Origin of the sequence: Robertmurraya phoenicis, from assembly GCF_047302285.1 — a bacterium.
Classification (GTDB): domain Bacteria; phylum Bacillota; class Bacilli; order Bacillales; family Cytobacillaceae; genus Robertmurraya.
The window spans coordinates 1,857,432-1,873,870 of record NZ_CP154845.1 but is presented as its reverse complement, the minus strand read 5'-3'; the positions used below and the strand labels follow the sequence as shown (position 1 = coordinate 1,873,870).

Genomic DNA, 16,439 nt, shown 5'->3' with positions numbered 1-16,439 from the left:
ACCTCTTTAGGTCATTCCTATTTGAAATTGCTCTAACTGTTCTAGTAAAAATTGATCCTCTAACGGTATCGTGACAGGCTTCCCAACTTTTTCTATTAAGACATATTGAATATGACCATCAACGGATTTTTTATCTTGCTTCATACGCTCAAGCAAGGATTGTACATTCAAATGATTCGGGATCGATGTTTCATAGCCAAGCTGCTTGACCCAGCTTATAAACCTTTCCTCATCAAAAGATAGATCAAAAATACTCTTACTTAATTTCAATGAAAAGAGCATTCCTATTAAAACAGCTTCACCATGGGTAATCTTTCCATATCCTGCTTCCCCTTCAATCGCATGCCCAAGTGTATGACCGAAATTCAAAAAAGCACGAATCCCATTTTCCTTCTCATCACGGGAGACGATAGCATTTTTTATTTGAATCCCTTTTTTCATCATATACTCTAATTGTTCAGTTGTAAGATGATTCAAATCTAAAATGTTCGAAAGTAGCCAATGATAGAAAGCTTCATCTTGTATCAATCCATGTTTTATTACTTCAGCTAATCCTGATCTTCTTTCACCAATTGAGAGACTATTAAGAAAGCTTAAATCATAAAACACCGCTTCTGGTTGATAAAAAGCACCGATCATATTCTTTCCTAAAGGGTGATTGATCGCAACCTTTCCTCCGACAGCACTATCATGTGCTAGGATGGTAGTAGGGATTTGAATAAAAGGAATTCCTCGCATATACGTTGCGGCAACAAAGCCACTTACATCACCGACTGCTCCTCCACCAAAGGCCAAAACAATCGATTTTCTGTCCAATTTTTTTTCCAAACAAAAGGTTAAACACTCCTGATAGACAGCAAAGGTTTTTGCATATTCACCATTTGGAACAATATAGGTTAAAGGTTGATAATCCGAGAGGATCCTTTTCAGAGTTGGCAAGTATCTTTCTCCAACATTCCCGTCTGTTATAATGACCACCTTCGTTAAGGAAGGAAACTCGTCCTTTAAAAAAGTTGGAAGGGTAGAAATAACCCCTTCCCCAACGAAAACTGAATAATTTCGAGATTCAGTCTGAATGAGAATCGGTTCCATTAGAACTCCCTCGCATACGTACGTTGCTGTTCAATCGTATTCTTCAAAGTGTCGAGTCTATCAGAGTAAAATTGATCAACGATGGCTGAGGCAATTTCCCATGCGACGACATGTTCTGCAACAATAGCTGCTGCAGGTACAGCACAGCTATCTGATCGTTCAATACTTGCTGAAAAAGGTTCCTTCGAATCAATATCTACACTTTGAAGTGGTTTATATAATGTTGGGATCGGCTTCATTACACCCCGAACGACAATCGGCATCCCTGTTGTCATTCCACCTTCAAATCCACCTAAGCGGTTTGTTTTTCGAGAATATCCTTTTGTTTCATCCCAAACGATCTCATCATGTACTTCACTACCAGGTTTTCTAGCTGCTTCAAAACCAATTCCAAACTCAACGCCCTTAAAGGCATTAATACTAACAATTGCTGCTGCCAGCTTTGCATCTAACTTACGATCAAAATGGACGTAACTACCCACTCCAGCAGGCATTCCTTCCACGATTACCTCAACGATTCCACCGATAGAATCTCCATTTTCTTTGGCTTCATCAATCGCCTTCATCATTGCCTTTTCAGCGTTTGGATCTAAGCATCTAACAGGGGAATTTTCAGTAATATCCTTTAATGAGTTGATTGATTCATAGCTTCTAACTTCACTCTTAATTCCACCTATTTCAATGACATGTGATGCTACTTCGATTCCAAGTAGTGAAAGAAGCTTCTTTGCTACCGCTCCAGCCGCCACTCTGACGGTCGTTTCACGGGCAGATGATCGCTCCAGAACATTACGCAAATCACGATGTCCATACTTGATTCCACCATTGAGATCTGCGTGACCAGGGCGGGGGCGAGTAATTTTTCGCTTTACTTCTTCACCTTCATTAAGCTCTGGTGGCTCTTGTCCCATAATTTTTGTCCAGTGTTTCCAGTCGTCATTTTCCACAACTAAAGCAACCGGTGAGCCTAGTGTTAATCCATGTCGAACTCCACTAGCGATATGTACGGTATCTTTTTCAATTTGCATTCTTCGGCCTCGTCCATATCCCTTTTGACGCCTCGCTAATTGTTCGTTAATATCCTCCGATAATAGAGGCATTCCAGCCGGTAATCCTTCGATAATCGTTGTTAATTGGGGGCCATGTGACTCTCCCGCTGTTAAGTATCTCATAACTCTTTCCTCCTTCAACTCATTAAAGGATTATGTATCAATATAACATACGCACGTAAAGAAGAATAGTAAAAGATTTAAAATTTTGTCTGTATTTCGTTCTTATTGTACGATTGTCAATTTTCAAACATACTCCTTATTTCTCCATGCATTTCCATCATATTCATGGGTAGAAAAAAAAGAGCATCATCGCTCTTTACTTTTTCCGATCGCTGTTTAGTCTAGAAACCCAGAAAGTCGGTTTTACCCTATATAGTCAATTATCGTTTCCGATAAAAAAAGGTATCCTCGGTTTCAAATCCATATAGACTTGGATTGAAAATTTGCTCTGTGCTACCAACAAAAAAGATTCCATCTTCTTTTAAAGCACCGCTAAATTTAGTATACAGTATATCTTTTGCATCTTCTGTAAAATAAATCAGCACATTTCTACATACGATTAAATCGAATGGGCCTCCAAATGGATCAGCTAGTAAATTCTGTTTTTTGAATGATACCGTTTTTTTAATTTTTTCTGATAGATGATAGAAACTCCCATCCTGTTTAAAAAACTTACGTTTCATATCGTCTGGAACTTCATTCAAAGACCTTTCTGGATAAGCACCTATCTTCGCCCTAGAAATGGCATTTTCATCAATGTCTGTCGCAAGAATTTGCACCCCGGAAAGCGGCATGAATTTTGACATAATCATGGCAATTGTATACGGTTCTTCCCCAGTTGAACATGCAGCACTCCATATTTTCAAGCGACTATTTTTTTCTAATAGCTTAGGTAGAATTTTTTTCTCCAACACTTCCCACCGTTTACCATTTCGATAAAACTCCGAGACATTAATGGTCATTCGATCCAAAAATTCGTCTAAGAGTGTTTTATTTTCCTTAAGTTCCAAATAATAATCATTAAAAGAGTGATATCCTCTTTTTTCATAAAGGGATGTCAATCTTCGCTTCATTTGTGCCTCTTTATATAATGAGAGATCAATTCCAGTTTTTTTCTTAATGTTTGCAACAAATTGTTCGTAGTCCTGTGCCATATCTTTCTCCCTATGCAATCAACTTAATATAGTGTAAGTATAGCGTAAAAATGGAAAAAAAGAGTATAATTTTTAAAAAATCAAAATTTAAAAAGAAAAGAAAAAAGCACTTGCAGATAATACAAGCGCTTACTTTTTTCAGAATAAGTAATAGACTTATACTTAATAAATCCACTCACTAATATGCTTAGAATAAGTAACTAGCTCTTCTTCTTTGAAGAATAAAGCGATTTCTCTTTCAGCACTCGTAGGAGAGTCTGAACCGTGAATAATATTCTTTCCAACTGTAGCTGCATAATCTCCACGAATGGTTCCAGCTGTCGCATCCTTTGGATTTGTTGCCCCCATCATACTACGTGCAGTCGCAATGACATTTTCGCCTTCCCAAACCATTGCAAATACTGGACCAGAAGTAATGAAATCAACTAACTCACCAAAGAAAGGGCGTTCCTTATGCTCACCATAATGCTGCTCTGCTAATTCTTGAGGAATACTCATTAGCTTCGCACCTACTAGCTGAAATCCTTTTCTTTCAAAACGAGAAACGATGTCACCAATTAAACTGCGCTGTACACCATCAGGTTTTAACATTAAAAAAGTCTTTTCCATAAGCTCCACTCCTAAAGTTTGTCTGTATGTACGGACTAAAAAACGATTAGACAGCCCACGAAAATATTACCATTATTTTCACATAATGGCAACAGAGTTAAGAGATTTAAGTTTAGTGGGTACTTTCCTTTTTGACAACGGGAAGTATAGGAGCTAGAGCGTGTTTTCTTAGCAGTTTTTGAAACTTATGATTTTCGTTTTCCGATGTAGAGCGCAATATCTCTTAACGTCTTTCTTGCTCTATTATTAGGCAATTCCGCAAGCACATCAAGGGCCTTATCTAAATAACGATCGCTCATTTTAATAGACTTCTCAATTGCGTCTGAATTTTTTATAAGCTGAATAATATAGTCCATTTCCTCTGAGTTCATATTTTCGTGAACCTTTACAATTTCAGCATGGAGCTTTTCATCCTCCATCGCAAATAAAACAGGAAGTGTGATATTACCTTGAAGCAAATCTCCTCCAGCTGGCTTTCCAAGTTCTTTTTCAGTACCTGTAAAGTCGAGAATATCATCTGTAATTTGAAAGCTCATCCCTACAAAATATCCAAAACGGAAAAGCTTACGATGAATCTCTTCTTCTACTCCAGCAGCAATCGCTCCTAGTTGACAACTTGCAGCGATTAATAAAGCTGTCTTTCTTTTAATTCGCAGCAAATAATCCCGTAAATTCTGTTCGTAACGATACTTATCCTTAATCTGCTCAATCTCACCAATTGTCAGTTCGACAATCGTATTGGATAAAATTTGATGAGCCTCTGGATTTTGCACATTTGTCATTAATTCCAATGACTTCGCAAATATGTAATCCCCGGAATACATCGCAAATCGATTATCCCATTTGCTCTTGATCGTTGGTCTTCCTCGGCGCAAATCGGCATCATCAATGACATCATCATGAACTAAAGAAGCCATATGAATAAGTTCTAGAGCTACAGCAACATCTTTAACGACTCGAATATCATAACGTCCAAATTTTGCGGCCAACAAGACAAAAACAGGGCGAATCCTTTTGCCGCCTGCCTGCAATAGATGCAAGGAAGCCTCCTGCAATAGTGGTGATTCCCCTTTTACCGTTTCTTCTAATGATTTTTCTATAGTATTTATATCAGAGCTCAAAAATGAATACACCATTTTTAGTTTCATATGACGTCACCAATCCTAAAAACTTTAACACGTAATAAATGGAGCTTTAAAGCTTATTCCTTATGCCCAATATGAACAGCAGCAGCTCCACCGCTGTATGGCTTGTAGCTTACCTTTTTGAATCCTGCTTGCTCAAACATTTTCGCAAGTTCTTTCATCCCTGGGAAATCTCTTGCTGACTCATGCAGCCAAGCATATTCATTATAGCTCTTCGCAAAAAGTTTTCCGAAAAACGGCATAATAAATCGAAAGTAAAAAAAGAATAACTGTCGATAACCAAACATTGTCGGCTGAGACGTCTCTAAGCAAACTCCGATTCCGCCTGGCTTGAGGACACGATTCATTTCCTTTAGAACCTGTAGGTAATCTGGTACATTTCTAAGACCAAAACCGATCGTTACATAATCAAATGAATGATCCGGAAACGGAAGTTCCATCGCATTCCCATGTACAAGCTGAACATTACCCAAATGCAAATCCTTCACTTTTTCTTCGCCAACTTTGAGCATGTTTTTGCTGAAGTCTAAGCCTATCACTTCTCCACTTGGACCGACTTTTTCGGCTAGGGCAATTGTCCAGTCAGCTGTACCGCAGCACACATCTAACGCTTTAGAACCGGCCTTAACATTCATCTTTTTCATCGTGTCTTCACGCCATTTTTTATGCATTTGAAAGCTGATCACCGAATTCATCTTATCATAGTTATCAGAGATCTTTTCAAAAACGCCATGCACACGTTGTTCTTTTGACTGGTTCATTTCCTTACCCTTCTTCCACAAGCGATTTCACAACGATTTGATGTTGCTTTAATACTTTTTCGATTCTACTTTCAACCGCTTCATTGACAAGCGGCAATTTATTTTTTGCTTTCACTAACATTTCTTTATAAAAGCTAATATATTTATCACAAATAAAAACCAAATGATTTTTTTGCTCATTTGATAATTCTTTCAGTGTTTGTTCATGCCTTGGAAAAACCAATTTCTTTATACCATCAAATACAACGGATGTTTGAGACTTCACAAACAGGTCTCTTTCTTTGCTCAATCGTTTTATTAATAAGAAGTTGGAAATAATTTCATCCCAACCGTTTGCATGTAAATGCTTGACTAGTTTCTTATGTAACGATGCTTCTATATTCTTAAGGCATTCCATAAGTTTTTCGATTCCATCAAGTTCTTGCTGATAAACGATAATTTTTTGATCGTTAATCGTTTCAATTCCCTCAGCAAGTAAGCGGATCACTTCAATATTATCCTTTTCTGCCAAAATTTTATAATAAAGGCCACTATAGTATACCCCTGCGAGTACCGTTAATTGCCGATTCTTTAAATTAGCATCTCCTGAAAGGTCATTCGTCACCAAATCATGAGTATCAAGAGCAATTTGCAATAACATCGTAGGTACAACATAGTGTTCAATGTCTTCAATGGAAACATTTAGATCATCTAGAAAAGAGACAAGAAAGAAAAGCTTATCTTCATCAATTACTGGTGCTTCAATATTTTGTGCTAAGAAGGGATGATGGATCTTTCCTTCTATTTTTTCCCGAACATATTCTAGTTTTTGTTGAAGGTTTAGCATGAAATCACCCTTGTATCCGCTAGATTCTATTGTCACTTTTTAGCCGTTACTCGCAAAAATAAAACACTTGGACAATTATATCATAAAAGGCCCTACTATGGTCCTTTTAATAAAAATATAGATAATTCAGTATTTTGTTTGATATTAACTATATTACCACCTTGGAAACGTTTTTTATTTCTCTTTCTGTTCGCTTTCTATTTCTCCATACGAAGTCATGATTTTAGCATTTCCTCTTATTTTTATAGCAGAAGTATGCTCTGTAAACTGAGCAATCATGACCTCTCCTTTATCTAGCTTCTCAGAGTGATGAAAACGCGTGTCCGTTCCACGTGTGAGTCCAATAACATTTACACCATCTTCAATTGCTTTTATCACTAAATATTCACCATTTGGTTTGTTATCCATCCGAACCACATCTCCATTTAATCATGATTATTATGGCTTTAAAAGTTGCCGTACAATCATCATAACAATTATTGCCTTCATTTTCATATAACTTTTGCTAATTCTACTTCAACTATTTTAAAAAGTATCGACTAAACTTCACAATTTAGTCGATACTGGATTGTCCCTTATTGTTTAATTAACGATAAAATTTCAGCTCTAGCAGTACTATCCTCTGCTAAAGTGCCCCTTACTGCAGTAGTCACCGTTTTCGCTCCCGGTTTTTTGACACCGCGCATCGTCATACACATATGTTCAGCTTCTACCACAATCATCACACCATGTGGTTCAAGTTTTTCCATCATCGCATCAGCAACTGTTGACGTGATTCGTTCTTGAAGCTGTGGTCTTTTCGCAACAGCCTCAACCGCCCTTGCTAGTTTACTCAAGCCTGTTACTCGTCCATTCCTTGGAATATAAGCTACATGCGCCTTCCCGTAAAAAGGAACAAGATGATGTTCACACATGGAGTAGAACGGGATATCTTTAACTAAAACCAATTCTTCATGATCCTCGCTAAAAATCGTTTCAAAATACTCACGTGGATCTTGGTTTATTCCTTGGAATACTTCTTCATACATTTTTGCCACACGTTTCGGTGTATCTAATACTCCTTCTCGATTCGGGTCATCCCCTACTGCTTCTAATATTAAACGTACCGCCTCTTCAATTTGGGCACGATTGACGTTTGACATGATAAATCCTCCTCAGCCTAATCCTCTTCTAGTAACAATAAATATAACATTAACATCTTAGCACAACTAACGAAATACAGGCAAAAAGAAGGAATTCAACTTTGAAATATAATATGTGCTATTGATTTTTGGCTCATTTTGCTCTGAAACGATGAAACGCGGAGGAAAGCTAGCTTTCCCCAAGCGTTTCATCGTTTCAGAGCTACCTTTCAGCGAATAGCTGAAAGAAGTGAGAAACCGAGGTTTCTCACGAAATGAGCCAAAAATCGCGTTATCGACAAAAAAATAAAAAGGCCACGTATAAACGTGGACCTTTTTAAAGAAGATAAGAATACCCACTCGAATCTGAGCAAAATATCTTATCTAAAGTATAAAGTACTTTATGTAATTACTTCACTGCATCTTTAAGCGCCTTACCTGGTTTGAAAGCAGGTACCTTGCTAGCAGAGATTTCAATTTCTTCTCCAGTTTGAGGATTACGACCTTTACGAGCCGCACGCTCACGTACCTCAAAGTTTCCGAAACCGATTAGTTGTACTTTATCACCATCTTTTAAAGCATTTAAGATTGAATCAAATACTGCGTCAACTGCTTTAGTAGCGTCCTTTTTAGAAAGTTCACTGCTTTCTGCAACCGCATTAACTAGTTCTGTCTTGTTCATGCCTTTCACCTCCTCCCAAAGAATTCGACTCATTTTAGTTGAAAATTGCATTCTTATCATCATTTGTAAACAAAATTACTGATTTCTATACGTAGCGACTAGTATTTATCCCCATTTTCAGCCATTTTACATGGTCAATAGGTAAAAACAAAGGAATTTTTACAAAAAAAGGCTTATCCACTCAAGTAGATGTGATGTTCTCACGATGCAAATTGAATGAACCTCTTTCCATATATTAAATGATAAAAATCAAGATTTCAACGCTTTTCTGTTAAAAAACCTTAATTTATAAGGCTTTTAGTCGCTTTCATCAGTAATTCTGTTAAAAGATTATCACAATCATTTGATGTTATCAAGAAAATTTAGCGAAATGATGGTAATCTTTTCTTTTTAAAGAGGCTTTTGCATGATTTTGTCGATGAAATTGAATACTTTGAGACAAAAAAAAGACCCCATTTTTGGAGTCTTGATGCTTACAGAATAATAGCGATTAAGCCGCCTGAACCTTCATTAATGATTCTTTCAAGCGTTTCTTTTAATTTATATCTTGCATTTTCTGGCATTAAGGAAAGCTTAGCTTGAATTCCTTCTCTTACGATAGAGCTTAGGCTTCTACCGAAAATATCAGAGTTCCATATCGATAACGGATCATCCTCAAAGTCCTGCATTAAGTATCGTACAAGCTCTTCGCTTTGTTTTTCTGTACCGATAATTGGTGCGAATTCTGATTCAACATCAACCTTAATCATATGGATAGATGGAGCAACAGCTTTTAATCTGACTCCGAATCTAGCACCTTGACGAATGATTTCCGGCTCGTCTAAACTCATGTCAGCAAGTGTTGGAGCAGCAATTCCATATCCTGTTTGTTTCACCATTTTCAGCGCATCTGAAATTTGGTCATATTCTTGCTTGGCGTGTGCAAAATCTTGCATTAATTCTAGCAAGTGGTCTCTTCCCCTAATTTCCACACCGACAATTTCTTTTAAGATGTCATCGTAAAGCTCATCGGGAGCAAATAAGTCAATTTCAGCTACCCCTTGACCCATTTCGATGCCCGCTAAACCTGCTCGATCAATAAATTCATAGTCACTGAAGAGATGAACGACCCGATCTACATCACGTAGTCTCTTAATATCTTTTACTGTATCCTTCACAGCTTCCTGGTAGCTTTCTCGTAACCAGTGGTCTTCCTTTAATACCATGACCCAGCTTGGAAGATTAACGTTAACCTCAAGTACTGGGAATTCATATAATGCTTCTCGCATGACATTTAATACATCCGCTTCTCGCATTCCTTCAATACTCATCGCAAGTACTGGAATGTCATACTTTTCAGCCAATTCATTGCGAAGAGATTCCGTATTTGGATGATGTGGCTGAACGCTATTAATAACCATAATGAATGGTTTTCCAACCTCTTTTAGCTCTTCTATGACTCTCTCTTCTGCTTCAATATAATCGAATCTTGGGATTTCTCCTATTGTCCCATCTGTTGTCACAACAACACCAATAGTAGAATGCTCTTGAATGACCTTTCTTGTGCCAATTTCAGCAGCTTCATGGAACGGAATCGGCTCTTCGTACCAAGGAGTATTAATCATTCGGGGACCATTTTCATCCTCGTATCCTTTCGCTCCTGGGACCGTATACCCTACACAATCTACTAGACGAATATTGACATCCAATCCTTCACTGACATGAACAGTTGCTGCTTGATTAGGAACAAACTTGGGTTCTGTCGTCATAATCGTTCTTCCCGCTGCACTTTGAGGCAGTTCATCTTGGGTACGAGCTCGCTCTGCTTCGTTATCCATATTAGGTAGAACGACAAGCTCCATGAATTTCTTGATAAAAGTTGATTTACCTGTTCGAACTGCTCCTACAACACCTAAATAAATATCACCGCCCGTTCTTTCAGCGATATCCTTAAAAATATCTACCTTTTCCAAGTGATCCCCTCCCGAAATCATGAGTTAGTGGGATAATAGCTATCCTAATTTATTACCATTTGAAACCTTCATATCGAATTTGTTACGATACTTTGACAATATATGTGTATGACGTTGTCCTACTCCGTTATGACAGTTTTCTTAAAAATTACCTCCTTATTTGTGAATTTCTTCATTCCAGTTAAAAGGAATTATGAGAAAAATTCATTTCTTAAGTTCTCTTCTTTACTCAAAATGAAACGGATTAAGTATAATAAAAACCCTTCTCCTACAATATATTCCGTAAGAAAAGGGTTATGACTGTAAATTTCGGTATGAAAATATGGTCAAGAAGGTCTAAAAATGATTTCATTTGTTTTGGCATCAATCGTATAAGGAAGAGAGTAGGCTGGAACAAATAATGAATCCTCAAGTAAAAGGGGCCTAACGTCAGTCCCCGGTTCAAAAAGTGATGGATCATCTTGAAAAAGCTGGTACAGATCCTTTCGATAATCTACAAACACTTCCGCATTCCCATTGATCACGAACGGCAAGTCTTGGTTTGAGAAGGGGCTCATGACTACTGGCTCCTCTTTGAAACCAAGCTTTTCGTAATCTAAAGAGAATAGCCCATCAGCAACTCTTTCTTTATAAGGTGGATAATCCTGCATCGAGATGCGTAAATTAATATCACGAATCATTTCTGCCATTCTTAAATCAAATATTTTTACAGTTGGATTTGTTTCTACATCAATTAGGACATACTGAAAAATACCACCTGATTCGAACGCATTTCCTGGTGGCTCAGCCATATATTGTGGAACTAGTTGCTTGAAATCTATCAAATACTTTTGATAAATGGGTGTATCATTTTCCTTCGTTTTTATCGGAAGAATTCCGCCTTTATCCTCTTGAAATCTTTCAACTGCTGATTGTACAGCTACAACCTGGTCTTGATAAGGTGTTTGATTTTGAGCTAACTTGTCCTGTGGATAAGCACAGCCCGTTAAAATAGCGGATGTGATCAGGCAAATGAGCAATACACGCATTCCTTTTTTCATATGAATCAATCCTTCTATTCTATGTAATGATGAAAACCTTTATGTTGTTGGGCCACTAATAACAACAAGAAAAATAATAATTCCGCTTAAAATCATTAAGACGTATGCAATTAGAGCTGTAATGAATTTGATTACACTATTTTTAATTTTAAAACGGCTTAAATAAATCATCATAATCGAGATAAACATAAACCCCATTCCAGCGATCGAGATCCACATTTTTAACATACCTGGTGACATATACCCAACTCCTTCGAAAGACTATAAACTCAATTAATAGATGGATCTAATAGTGCCATCAGATGCCATTTTCCGAAATATTATAACATAGGAACTAAAAAAAGCTAAAGTAAAGTAGGGGGCCGCTCTTTACTTTAGCCAAATTGACTAAATACACCATACACCCTGTTCATTTCACCAGTTTGCTTCGCTCCCATTGTATGCATTGCTGAGATATATCGCATCCTCGAAAGCCTATATTTTGAAAATATTATAGACATACAGACGACTTCAAAAACTAATCACGATTCTAACTGTTCATTCGAAAGTACGTTCGCTAAGTCCTCCATTTCATGTGTTTTTACTCGGGACATTAATGAATCCACTTCATCTTTCGGACTTGCATCATTGAAAAGAACATTGTATAAAGCTTTTGTAATCGGCATTTTCACCTGAAATTTATCAGCTAGCTGGTTAGCTGCCTTCGTTGTTCGAACCCCTTCAACGACCATTCCCATGTTGTCCAATACTTCTTGAAGATTTTGCCCTTTTCCTAATAAATTTCCCGCTCTCCAGTTTCTTGAATGAACACTAGTGCACGTAACGATCAAATCGCCAATCCCCGTCAACCCAGAAAAGGTTAAAGGACTTGCCCCCATTTTAGTGCCGAGACGGGCAATTTCAGCTAAACCTCTTGTTATAAGAGCAGCTTTTGCATTGTCACCATAGCCAAGCCCATCCGTAATCCCTGCAGCAAGGGCAATGATATTCTTTAGTGCCCCTCCAATTTCCACACCAATGATATCTGGGTTTGTATAGACTCGAAAATAGGAATTGATAAATAAATCTTGTACTCTTTCAGCTGCTTCCAGATTTTTCGAAGAAGCAGTTACAGTTGTTATAAATCGTCTGCTCACTTCTTCTGCATGGCTTGGTCCAGAAAGTACAACGACATCCTTTAGCAAATCTTCTGCCATTTCATCTTCGATCATTTCTGAAATGGTCATTAATGTATCAGGTTCGATTCCCTTACTCACATGAACAATGGTAAGTGGGTTCTCTTGAACCTCCTGAATCTTCTTGAGCACCTCACGAATCGCTTTAGTTGGAACTGCCAAAAGAATGAGTTCAGTGTTGCTTAGTGCCGTTTGCAAAGAAGAATAACCTACGATCTCCTGCGGTAGTTCAACCCCAGGTAAATACTTCTCATTACTATGTTTCTCATTGATTTCTTCAATTTGTTGTGGATTATGTCCCCATAATCTGACCTCATGCCCATTATCTGCTAGTACCATTGCCAATGCTGTACCCCAGCTACCTGCACCGATTACGGAAATTATTTCTCTTTTTCTTTCCACAAGATCACGTCCTTAACTTTTATTAAGAAAAAGTTCAATGCTTAAATAGGTAAGCTTTTATCAAGCAATTATTTACGTTCACGAGCAAATATTTTGATCGGTGTTCCTTCAAATCCAAATGCGTCTCGAATCCGGTTTTCTAAAAATCGTTGGTACGAGAAGTGCATTAATTCTGGGTCATTTACGAACACAACAAAAGTTGGTGGGCCCACGGCCACTTGTGTTGTATAGTAAATCTTCAATCTCTTTCCTTTATCTGTTGGTGTTGGGTTCATCGCAACTGCATCCATGATCACATCATTCAAGACGCTCGTTTCCACTCTTCTCATATGGTTTTCACTTGCCATATCAATCATGGGAACTAACGTATGTATCCGTTTTTTTGTTAGAGCAGACAAGAACACGATTGGAGCATAGTCTAAGAAAAGAAAATGGTCTCTAATTTTCTGTTCAAAATCCTTCATTGTTTTTTCATCTTTTTCGACTGCATCCCACTTATTCACCACAATAACAATGGCTCGTCCCGCTTCATGAGCATAACCAGCAATTTTTTTATCTTGTTCAATAATGCCTTCTTCCCCGTCAAGAACAACTAAAACCACATCAGATCTTTCAATTGCTCTTAAAGCACGCAAAACACTATATTTCTCTGTACTTTCATACACTTTTCCTTTTTTACGCATCCCGGCGGTGTCAATGATGACATATTTTTGGCTGTTTACCGTTACCATTGAGTCAATCGCGTCACGAGTGGTTCCAGCGATATTGCTTACGATCACGCGATCTTCACCAAGGATTGCATTTACGAGTGAAGATTTCCCCACATTTGGGCGCCCGATTAAGGAAAACTTAATCGTATCTGGGTCATAATTATCGCCCTCGTCTTTTGGAAAATGCTTTGCTGCCTCATCTAGTAAGTCACCCAAGCCTAATCCATGTGCACCTGAAATTGGAAATGGTTCCCCAAACCCTAAAGCATAGAAGTCATAAATCTGATCGCGCATATCAGGGTTATCAATTTTGTTAACAGCTAGCACTACTGGCTTCTTAGCCTTATATAATATTTTCGCAACTTCTTCATCGGCACCCGTGACTCCTTCTCGACCATTGGTTAAGAATATAATCACATCAGCTTCATCAATCGCAATTTCTGCCTGTTGGCGAATTTGATCTAAAAATGGCTCGTCACCAATGTCAATTCCGCCTGTATCAATAATATTAAAATCATGATTTAGCCACTCTGCTCCACTATATATACGATCTCTTGTTACTCCTGGAATATCTTCTACAATGGAAACCCGATCTCCTACTATACGATTAAAAATCGTGGATTTCCCAACGTTTGGACGTCCAACTATGGCTATTACTGGTTTCACCATGAACATCACCCTTTCCTTCTTTATAGACCAACACACCCTGTCTTTATTCTCAGGAGTGTTTACATCCTCAATTTCAATTAGAATATTTTTTAATTAGAGCTACTCTTCTTAGAAAAGAAACCCTTCCATATTAGAAGGGCCTAACCTAATTATATTAACAAAGTGAAAACTTCCTCGCAATGAAAAGATCGGAAGAACTAGTTGATTGTGTTAAACAAGACGTCAATGGAGTAAGCAGATGTTTTCACAAATAGGTAAATTAGTGTTTTACAATCACATATAAATCTTCTCCTAAAGAATGAGCAATTCCATCCAAAATAGCCTCTAAATTGGTTGTAATTTTATCCATCTCTTCTTTACTATCACAATGAAACACGGCCACCCCAGAGGGTACTTTTTTCGGGCTTGTCGTGATCGCTGCCAGAATGAATTTATCAAGAGCCATACTGATTACATCCCCTCTTCCTTTTTCTTTCTTTCTGATGGCATCCTAATGGCATTTTCGAGCGTTGGAACTTTGCCAATAATTTCAATTGCTCTTTCTACATCTCTTTCCTGGGGTAGGACAAACACGCCAATTCTGCCATCGTCTAAATCTCTTTTGGCCAAAGGAACTAATGCCGGAGTTCCTGAATCTCGATAGACCCCAAGCGCTGTAGAGACATCGTGAAGTATCGCTTGTCTTTGACCTAGATTTGCAATCGTCGAACGAGAATCAAAATTTTTCGGTTTTAAAACAAAGCCCATGCCATAACGTAATACTTCTTTTTGTCTCTCTGGTAAACCGATATTCATAATGTAGATATTGTCAACATATAGCCCTGCCCCATCAAATCTAGGTTCCACATACTCTATATCGACAATGTCACTAAGCTTCCCACCAGTCATTAACATCTTCGAAAGAAAAAAAGCAATGATCCCGACGATAAGACCACCCCAAATATTCGTGAGTAAGTACCCAAGTGTAGTGAGAAGTGAGGTGAAAATGACGAGATAGTTGCGGCTCTCAAAAGCGATCGCAATTCCTTCGATATACGTTTTTCCTCTTGGTACAAGATCATAGCTGTCCATCTCAGTTAACGTGTTTCGCTCCATATTCCGCACCTCTCTAAATTGTGATGCAGCAATAGTTAAGAATGTAACGGCCGTGAAGTCCTCTTCCATAATCGATGGAACTGCAAGAGTCCCTAAGCCAGCTGCAATAAAGCCAAGCGCAATATGAATGATTTTTCCATGTAGATAAGTGGGATATTGGCGATAGTCTGTTCTTAGCATATAGACTCTCGTTAGCGTACCAATAATTAGACCAAGTAATATGGGGTATGTATATTCACTCATGATGGTTTTTGCTTTCCCCTTTCAAGATGTTTAATTTGATATTCAAAATACAGTGAAACCCTTTTAAAGGCATGTATAATGAGCATGATTCCTACAGAGAGGGCAATGACATCAAAAAAAGCAAACGACCCTATCAAATAAGAAGAGGTAATATTTTTCAATACAAACGCATACAAAAATTCTCCATGAATCGTGCCACAAATAAGAATAACGATGCGGAATTTAAGATCATTGTACAGAAGCAAAGTAAGATAGGTTAAAAGAAAGGCCAACATCATATTTCGGTTGAAAATAATCCAAACTGGATCATATAACTCAAACAAATGGAACGTTGTAAATGCAAGCATGATAATGAAAGAAGCAATAAATAGGTAAATTCCCTTCCGTTCCTTTTGTTTTGCCATAAAAATATATGATATTAATAGCAAATACAAGGTTGTTAACGTTATTTTCATACCGAGTACTTCGATTGAATAAGTAGAAAAAATAATAGCAATAAGGATGGTTATCGAGATAAAAAGACGAGTTCTGTTTTTAGCCATAAAAAAAGTGGCCAATATCCAATACATCCAAAATAACCATAAAAAGATAATCCCTTCCATTCCACTACCTCCTATCATTTCCATTATGGCTCATCGTTATGTACTTTAACCCTTCACTTATTTAACTTTTACCATACCTGACTTTGCTAGGAATTTGATACATCCTGTA

The 16,439-nt window shown here is 37.7% G+C and carries 18 protein-coding genes; all 18 read right to left on the bottom strand.

What is annotated here, in order from left to right:
• Positions 1-6: 6 nt before the first annotated feature.
• The 18 genes from aroB to AA0X71_RS09155 all read right to left on the bottom strand — a co-directional run bounded on the left by aroB (position 7) and on the right by AA0X71_RS09155 (position 16,330).
• The gene (aroB, locus tag AA0X71_RS09240; protein WP_413361578.1) at positions 7-1,092 is read right to left on the bottom strand and encodes a 3-dehydroquinate synthase; all 1,086 of its coding nucleotides are present in this window, start codon (positions 1,090-1,092) and stop codon (positions 7-9) included.
• Positions 1,092-2,264, bottom strand: coding sequence for a chorismate synthase (aroC, locus tag AA0X71_RS09235; RefSeq protein ID WP_413361577.1), 1,173 nt, complete (start codon positions 2,262-2,264; stop codon positions 1,092-1,094). The genes aroB and aroC overlap by 1 nt, the downstream gene beginning before the upstream one ends.
• A gap of 260 nt (positions 2,265-2,524) precedes the next feature.
• Positions 2,525-3,298, bottom strand: coding sequence for a CheR family methyltransferase (locus tag AA0X71_RS09230; protein ID WP_413361576.1), 774 nt, complete (start codon positions 3,296-3,298; stop codon positions 2,525-2,527).
• A gap of 162 nt (positions 3,299-3,460) precedes the next feature.
• Positions 3,461-3,907, bottom strand: coding sequence for a nucleoside-diphosphate kinase (gene ndk / locus AA0X71_RS09225; RefSeq protein ID WP_413361575.1), 447 nt, complete (start codon positions 3,905-3,907; stop codon positions 3,461-3,463).
• Between the two features lie 185 nt (positions 3,908-4,092).
• A complete protein-coding gene (gene hepT, locus AA0X71_RS09220; protein WP_413361574.1) occupies positions 4,093-5,055 on the bottom strand; it encodes a heptaprenyl diphosphate synthase component II in 963 nt (320 codons plus the stop codon).
• A 53-nt stretch (positions 5,056-5,108) separates the two neighbouring features.
• The gene (locus tag AA0X71_RS09215) at positions 5,109-5,813 is read right to left on the bottom strand and encodes a demethylmenaquinone methyltransferase (RefSeq protein ID WP_413361573.1); all 705 of its coding nucleotides are present in this window, start codon (positions 5,811-5,813) and stop codon (positions 5,109-5,111) included.
• A gap of 4 nt (positions 5,814-5,817) precedes the next feature.
• Positions 5,818-6,639, bottom strand: coding sequence for a heptaprenyl diphosphate synthase component 1 (locus AA0X71_RS09210; protein WP_413361572.1), 822 nt, complete (start codon positions 6,637-6,639; stop codon positions 5,818-5,820).
• 174 nt (positions 6,640-6,813) lie between these two features.
• The gene (gene mtrB / locus AA0X71_RS09205) at positions 6,814-7,047 is read right to left on the bottom strand and encodes a trp RNA-binding attenuation protein MtrB (protein WP_413361571.1); all 234 of its coding nucleotides are present in this window, start codon (positions 7,045-7,047) and stop codon (positions 6,814-6,816) included.
• Positions 7,048-7,214: 167 nt separating this feature from the next.
• The gene (folE, locus tag AA0X71_RS09200; RefSeq protein WP_413361570.1) at positions 7,215-7,781 is read right to left on the bottom strand and encodes a GTP cyclohydrolase I FolE; all 567 of its coding nucleotides are present in this window, start codon (positions 7,779-7,781) and stop codon (positions 7,215-7,217) included.
• A gap of 388 nt (positions 7,782-8,169) precedes the next feature.
• On the bottom strand, positions 8,170-8,442 hold the full coding sequence (locus AA0X71_RS09195; RefSeq protein ID WP_019154307.1) for an HU family DNA-binding protein: 273 nt from the start codon (positions 8,440-8,442) through the stop codon (positions 8,170-8,172).
• Positions 8,443-8,915: 473 nt separating this feature from the next.
• A complete protein-coding gene (gene spoIVA / locus AA0X71_RS09190; protein ID WP_019154308.1) occupies positions 8,916-10,394 on the bottom strand; it encodes a stage IV sporulation protein A in 1,479 nt (492 codons plus the stop codon).
• 326 nt (positions 10,395-10,720) lie between these two features.
• A complete protein-coding gene (locus tag AA0X71_RS09185) occupies positions 10,721-11,434 on the bottom strand; it encodes a hypothetical protein (protein ID WP_413361569.1) in 714 nt (237 codons plus the stop codon).
• 39 nt (positions 11,435-11,473) lie between these two features.
• Positions 11,474-11,674, bottom strand: a complete 201-nt coding sequence (locus AA0X71_RS09180) for a DUF2768 domain-containing protein (protein ID WP_413361568.1) — start codon at positions 11,672-11,674, stop codon at positions 11,474-11,476.
• Positions 11,675-11,955: 281 nt separating this feature from the next.
• Positions 11,956-13,011 carry an NAD(P)H-dependent glycerol-3-phosphate dehydrogenase gene (locus AA0X71_RS09175; RefSeq protein WP_413361567.1) on the bottom strand — a complete coding sequence of 352 codons (1,056 nt, stop codon included), beginning with the start codon at positions 13,009-13,011 and terminating at the stop codon, positions 11,956-11,958.
• Positions 13,012-13,079: 68 nt separating this feature from the next.
• A complete protein-coding gene (der, locus tag AA0X71_RS09170) occupies positions 13,080-14,390 on the bottom strand; it encodes a ribosome biogenesis GTPase Der (protein WP_413361565.1) in 1,311 nt (436 codons plus the stop codon).
• Positions 14,391-14,649: 259 nt separating this feature from the next.
• A complete protein-coding gene (locus AA0X71_RS09165) occupies positions 14,650-14,835 on the bottom strand; it encodes a capping complex subunit for YIEGIA (RefSeq protein ID WP_413361562.1) in 186 nt (61 codons plus the stop codon).
• Between the two features lie 5 nt (positions 14,836-14,840).
• Complete coding sequence (locus AA0X71_RS09160; RefSeq protein ID WP_413361560.1) at positions 14,841-15,728, bottom strand: YIEGIA family protein; 888 nt, start codon at positions 15,726-15,728, stop codon at positions 14,841-14,843.
• Complete coding sequence (locus tag AA0X71_RS09155) at positions 15,725-16,330, bottom strand: hypothetical protein (protein ID WP_413361558.1); 606 nt, start codon at positions 16,328-16,330, stop codon at positions 15,725-15,727. The genes AA0X71_RS09160 and AA0X71_RS09155 overlap by 4 nt, the downstream gene beginning before the upstream one ends.
• Between the last annotated feature and the right edge of the window lie 109 nt (positions 16,331-16,439).

Bases quoted from the DNA above. Each gene is read 5' to 3' on its own strand.
- aroB (WP_413361578.1), bottom strand. From the start codon at position 1,092: ATGGAACCGATTCTCATTCAGACTGAATCTCGAAATTATTCAGTTTTC.
- aroC (WP_413361577.1), bottom strand. From the start codon at position 2,264: ATGAGATACTTAACAGCGGGAGAGTCACATGGCCCCCAATTAACAACG.
- AA0X71_RS09230 (WP_413361576.1), bottom strand. From the start codon at position 3,298: ATGGCACAGGACTACGAACAATTTGTTGCAAACATTAAGAAAAAAACT.
- ndk (WP_413361575.1), bottom strand. From the start codon at position 3,907: ATGGAAAAGACTTTTTTAATGTTAAAACCTGATGGTGTACAGCGCAGT.
- hepT (WP_413361574.1), bottom strand. From the start codon at position 5,055: ATGAAACTAAAAATGGTGTATTCATTTTTGAGCTCTGATATAAATACT.
- AA0X71_RS09215 (WP_413361573.1), bottom strand. From the start codon at position 5,813: ATGAACCAGTCAAAAGAACAACGTGTGCATGGCGTTTTTGAAAAGATC.
- AA0X71_RS09210 (WP_413361572.1), bottom strand. From the start codon at position 6,639: ATGCTAAACCTTCAACAAAAACTAGAATATGTTCGGGAAAAAATAGAA.
- mtrB (WP_413361571.1), bottom strand. From the start codon at position 7,047: ATGGATAACAAACCAAATGGTGAATATTTAGTGATAAAAGCAATTGAA.
- folE (WP_413361570.1), bottom strand. From the start codon at position 7,781: ATGTCAAACGTCAATCGTGCCCAAATTGAAGAGGCGGTACGTTTAATA.
- AA0X71_RS09195 (WP_019154307.1), bottom strand. From the start codon at position 8,442: ATGAACAAGACAGAACTAGTTAATGCGGTTGCAGAAAGCAGTGAACTT.
- AA0X71_RS09185 (WP_413361569.1), bottom strand. From the start codon at position 11,434: ATGAAAAAAGGAATGCGTGTATTGCTCATTTGCCTGATCACATCCGCT.
- AA0X71_RS09180 (WP_413361568.1), bottom strand. From the start codon at position 11,674: ATGTCACCAGGTATGTTAAAAATGTGGATCTCGATCGCTGGAATGGGG.
- der (WP_413361565.1), bottom strand. From the start codon at position 14,390: ATGGTGAAACCAGTAATAGCCATAGTTGGACGTCCAAACGTTGGGAAA.
- AA0X71_RS09165 (WP_413361562.1), bottom strand. From the start codon at position 14,835: ATGGCTCTTGATAAATTCATTCTGGCAGCGATCACGACAAGCCCGAAA.
- AA0X71_RS09160 (WP_413361560.1), bottom strand. From the start codon at position 15,728: ATGAGTGAATATACATACCCCATATTACTTGGTCTAATTATTGGTACG.
- AA0X71_RS09155 (WP_413361558.1), bottom strand. From the start codon at position 16,330: ATGGAAGGGATTATCTTTTTATGGTTATTTTGGATGTATTGGATATTG.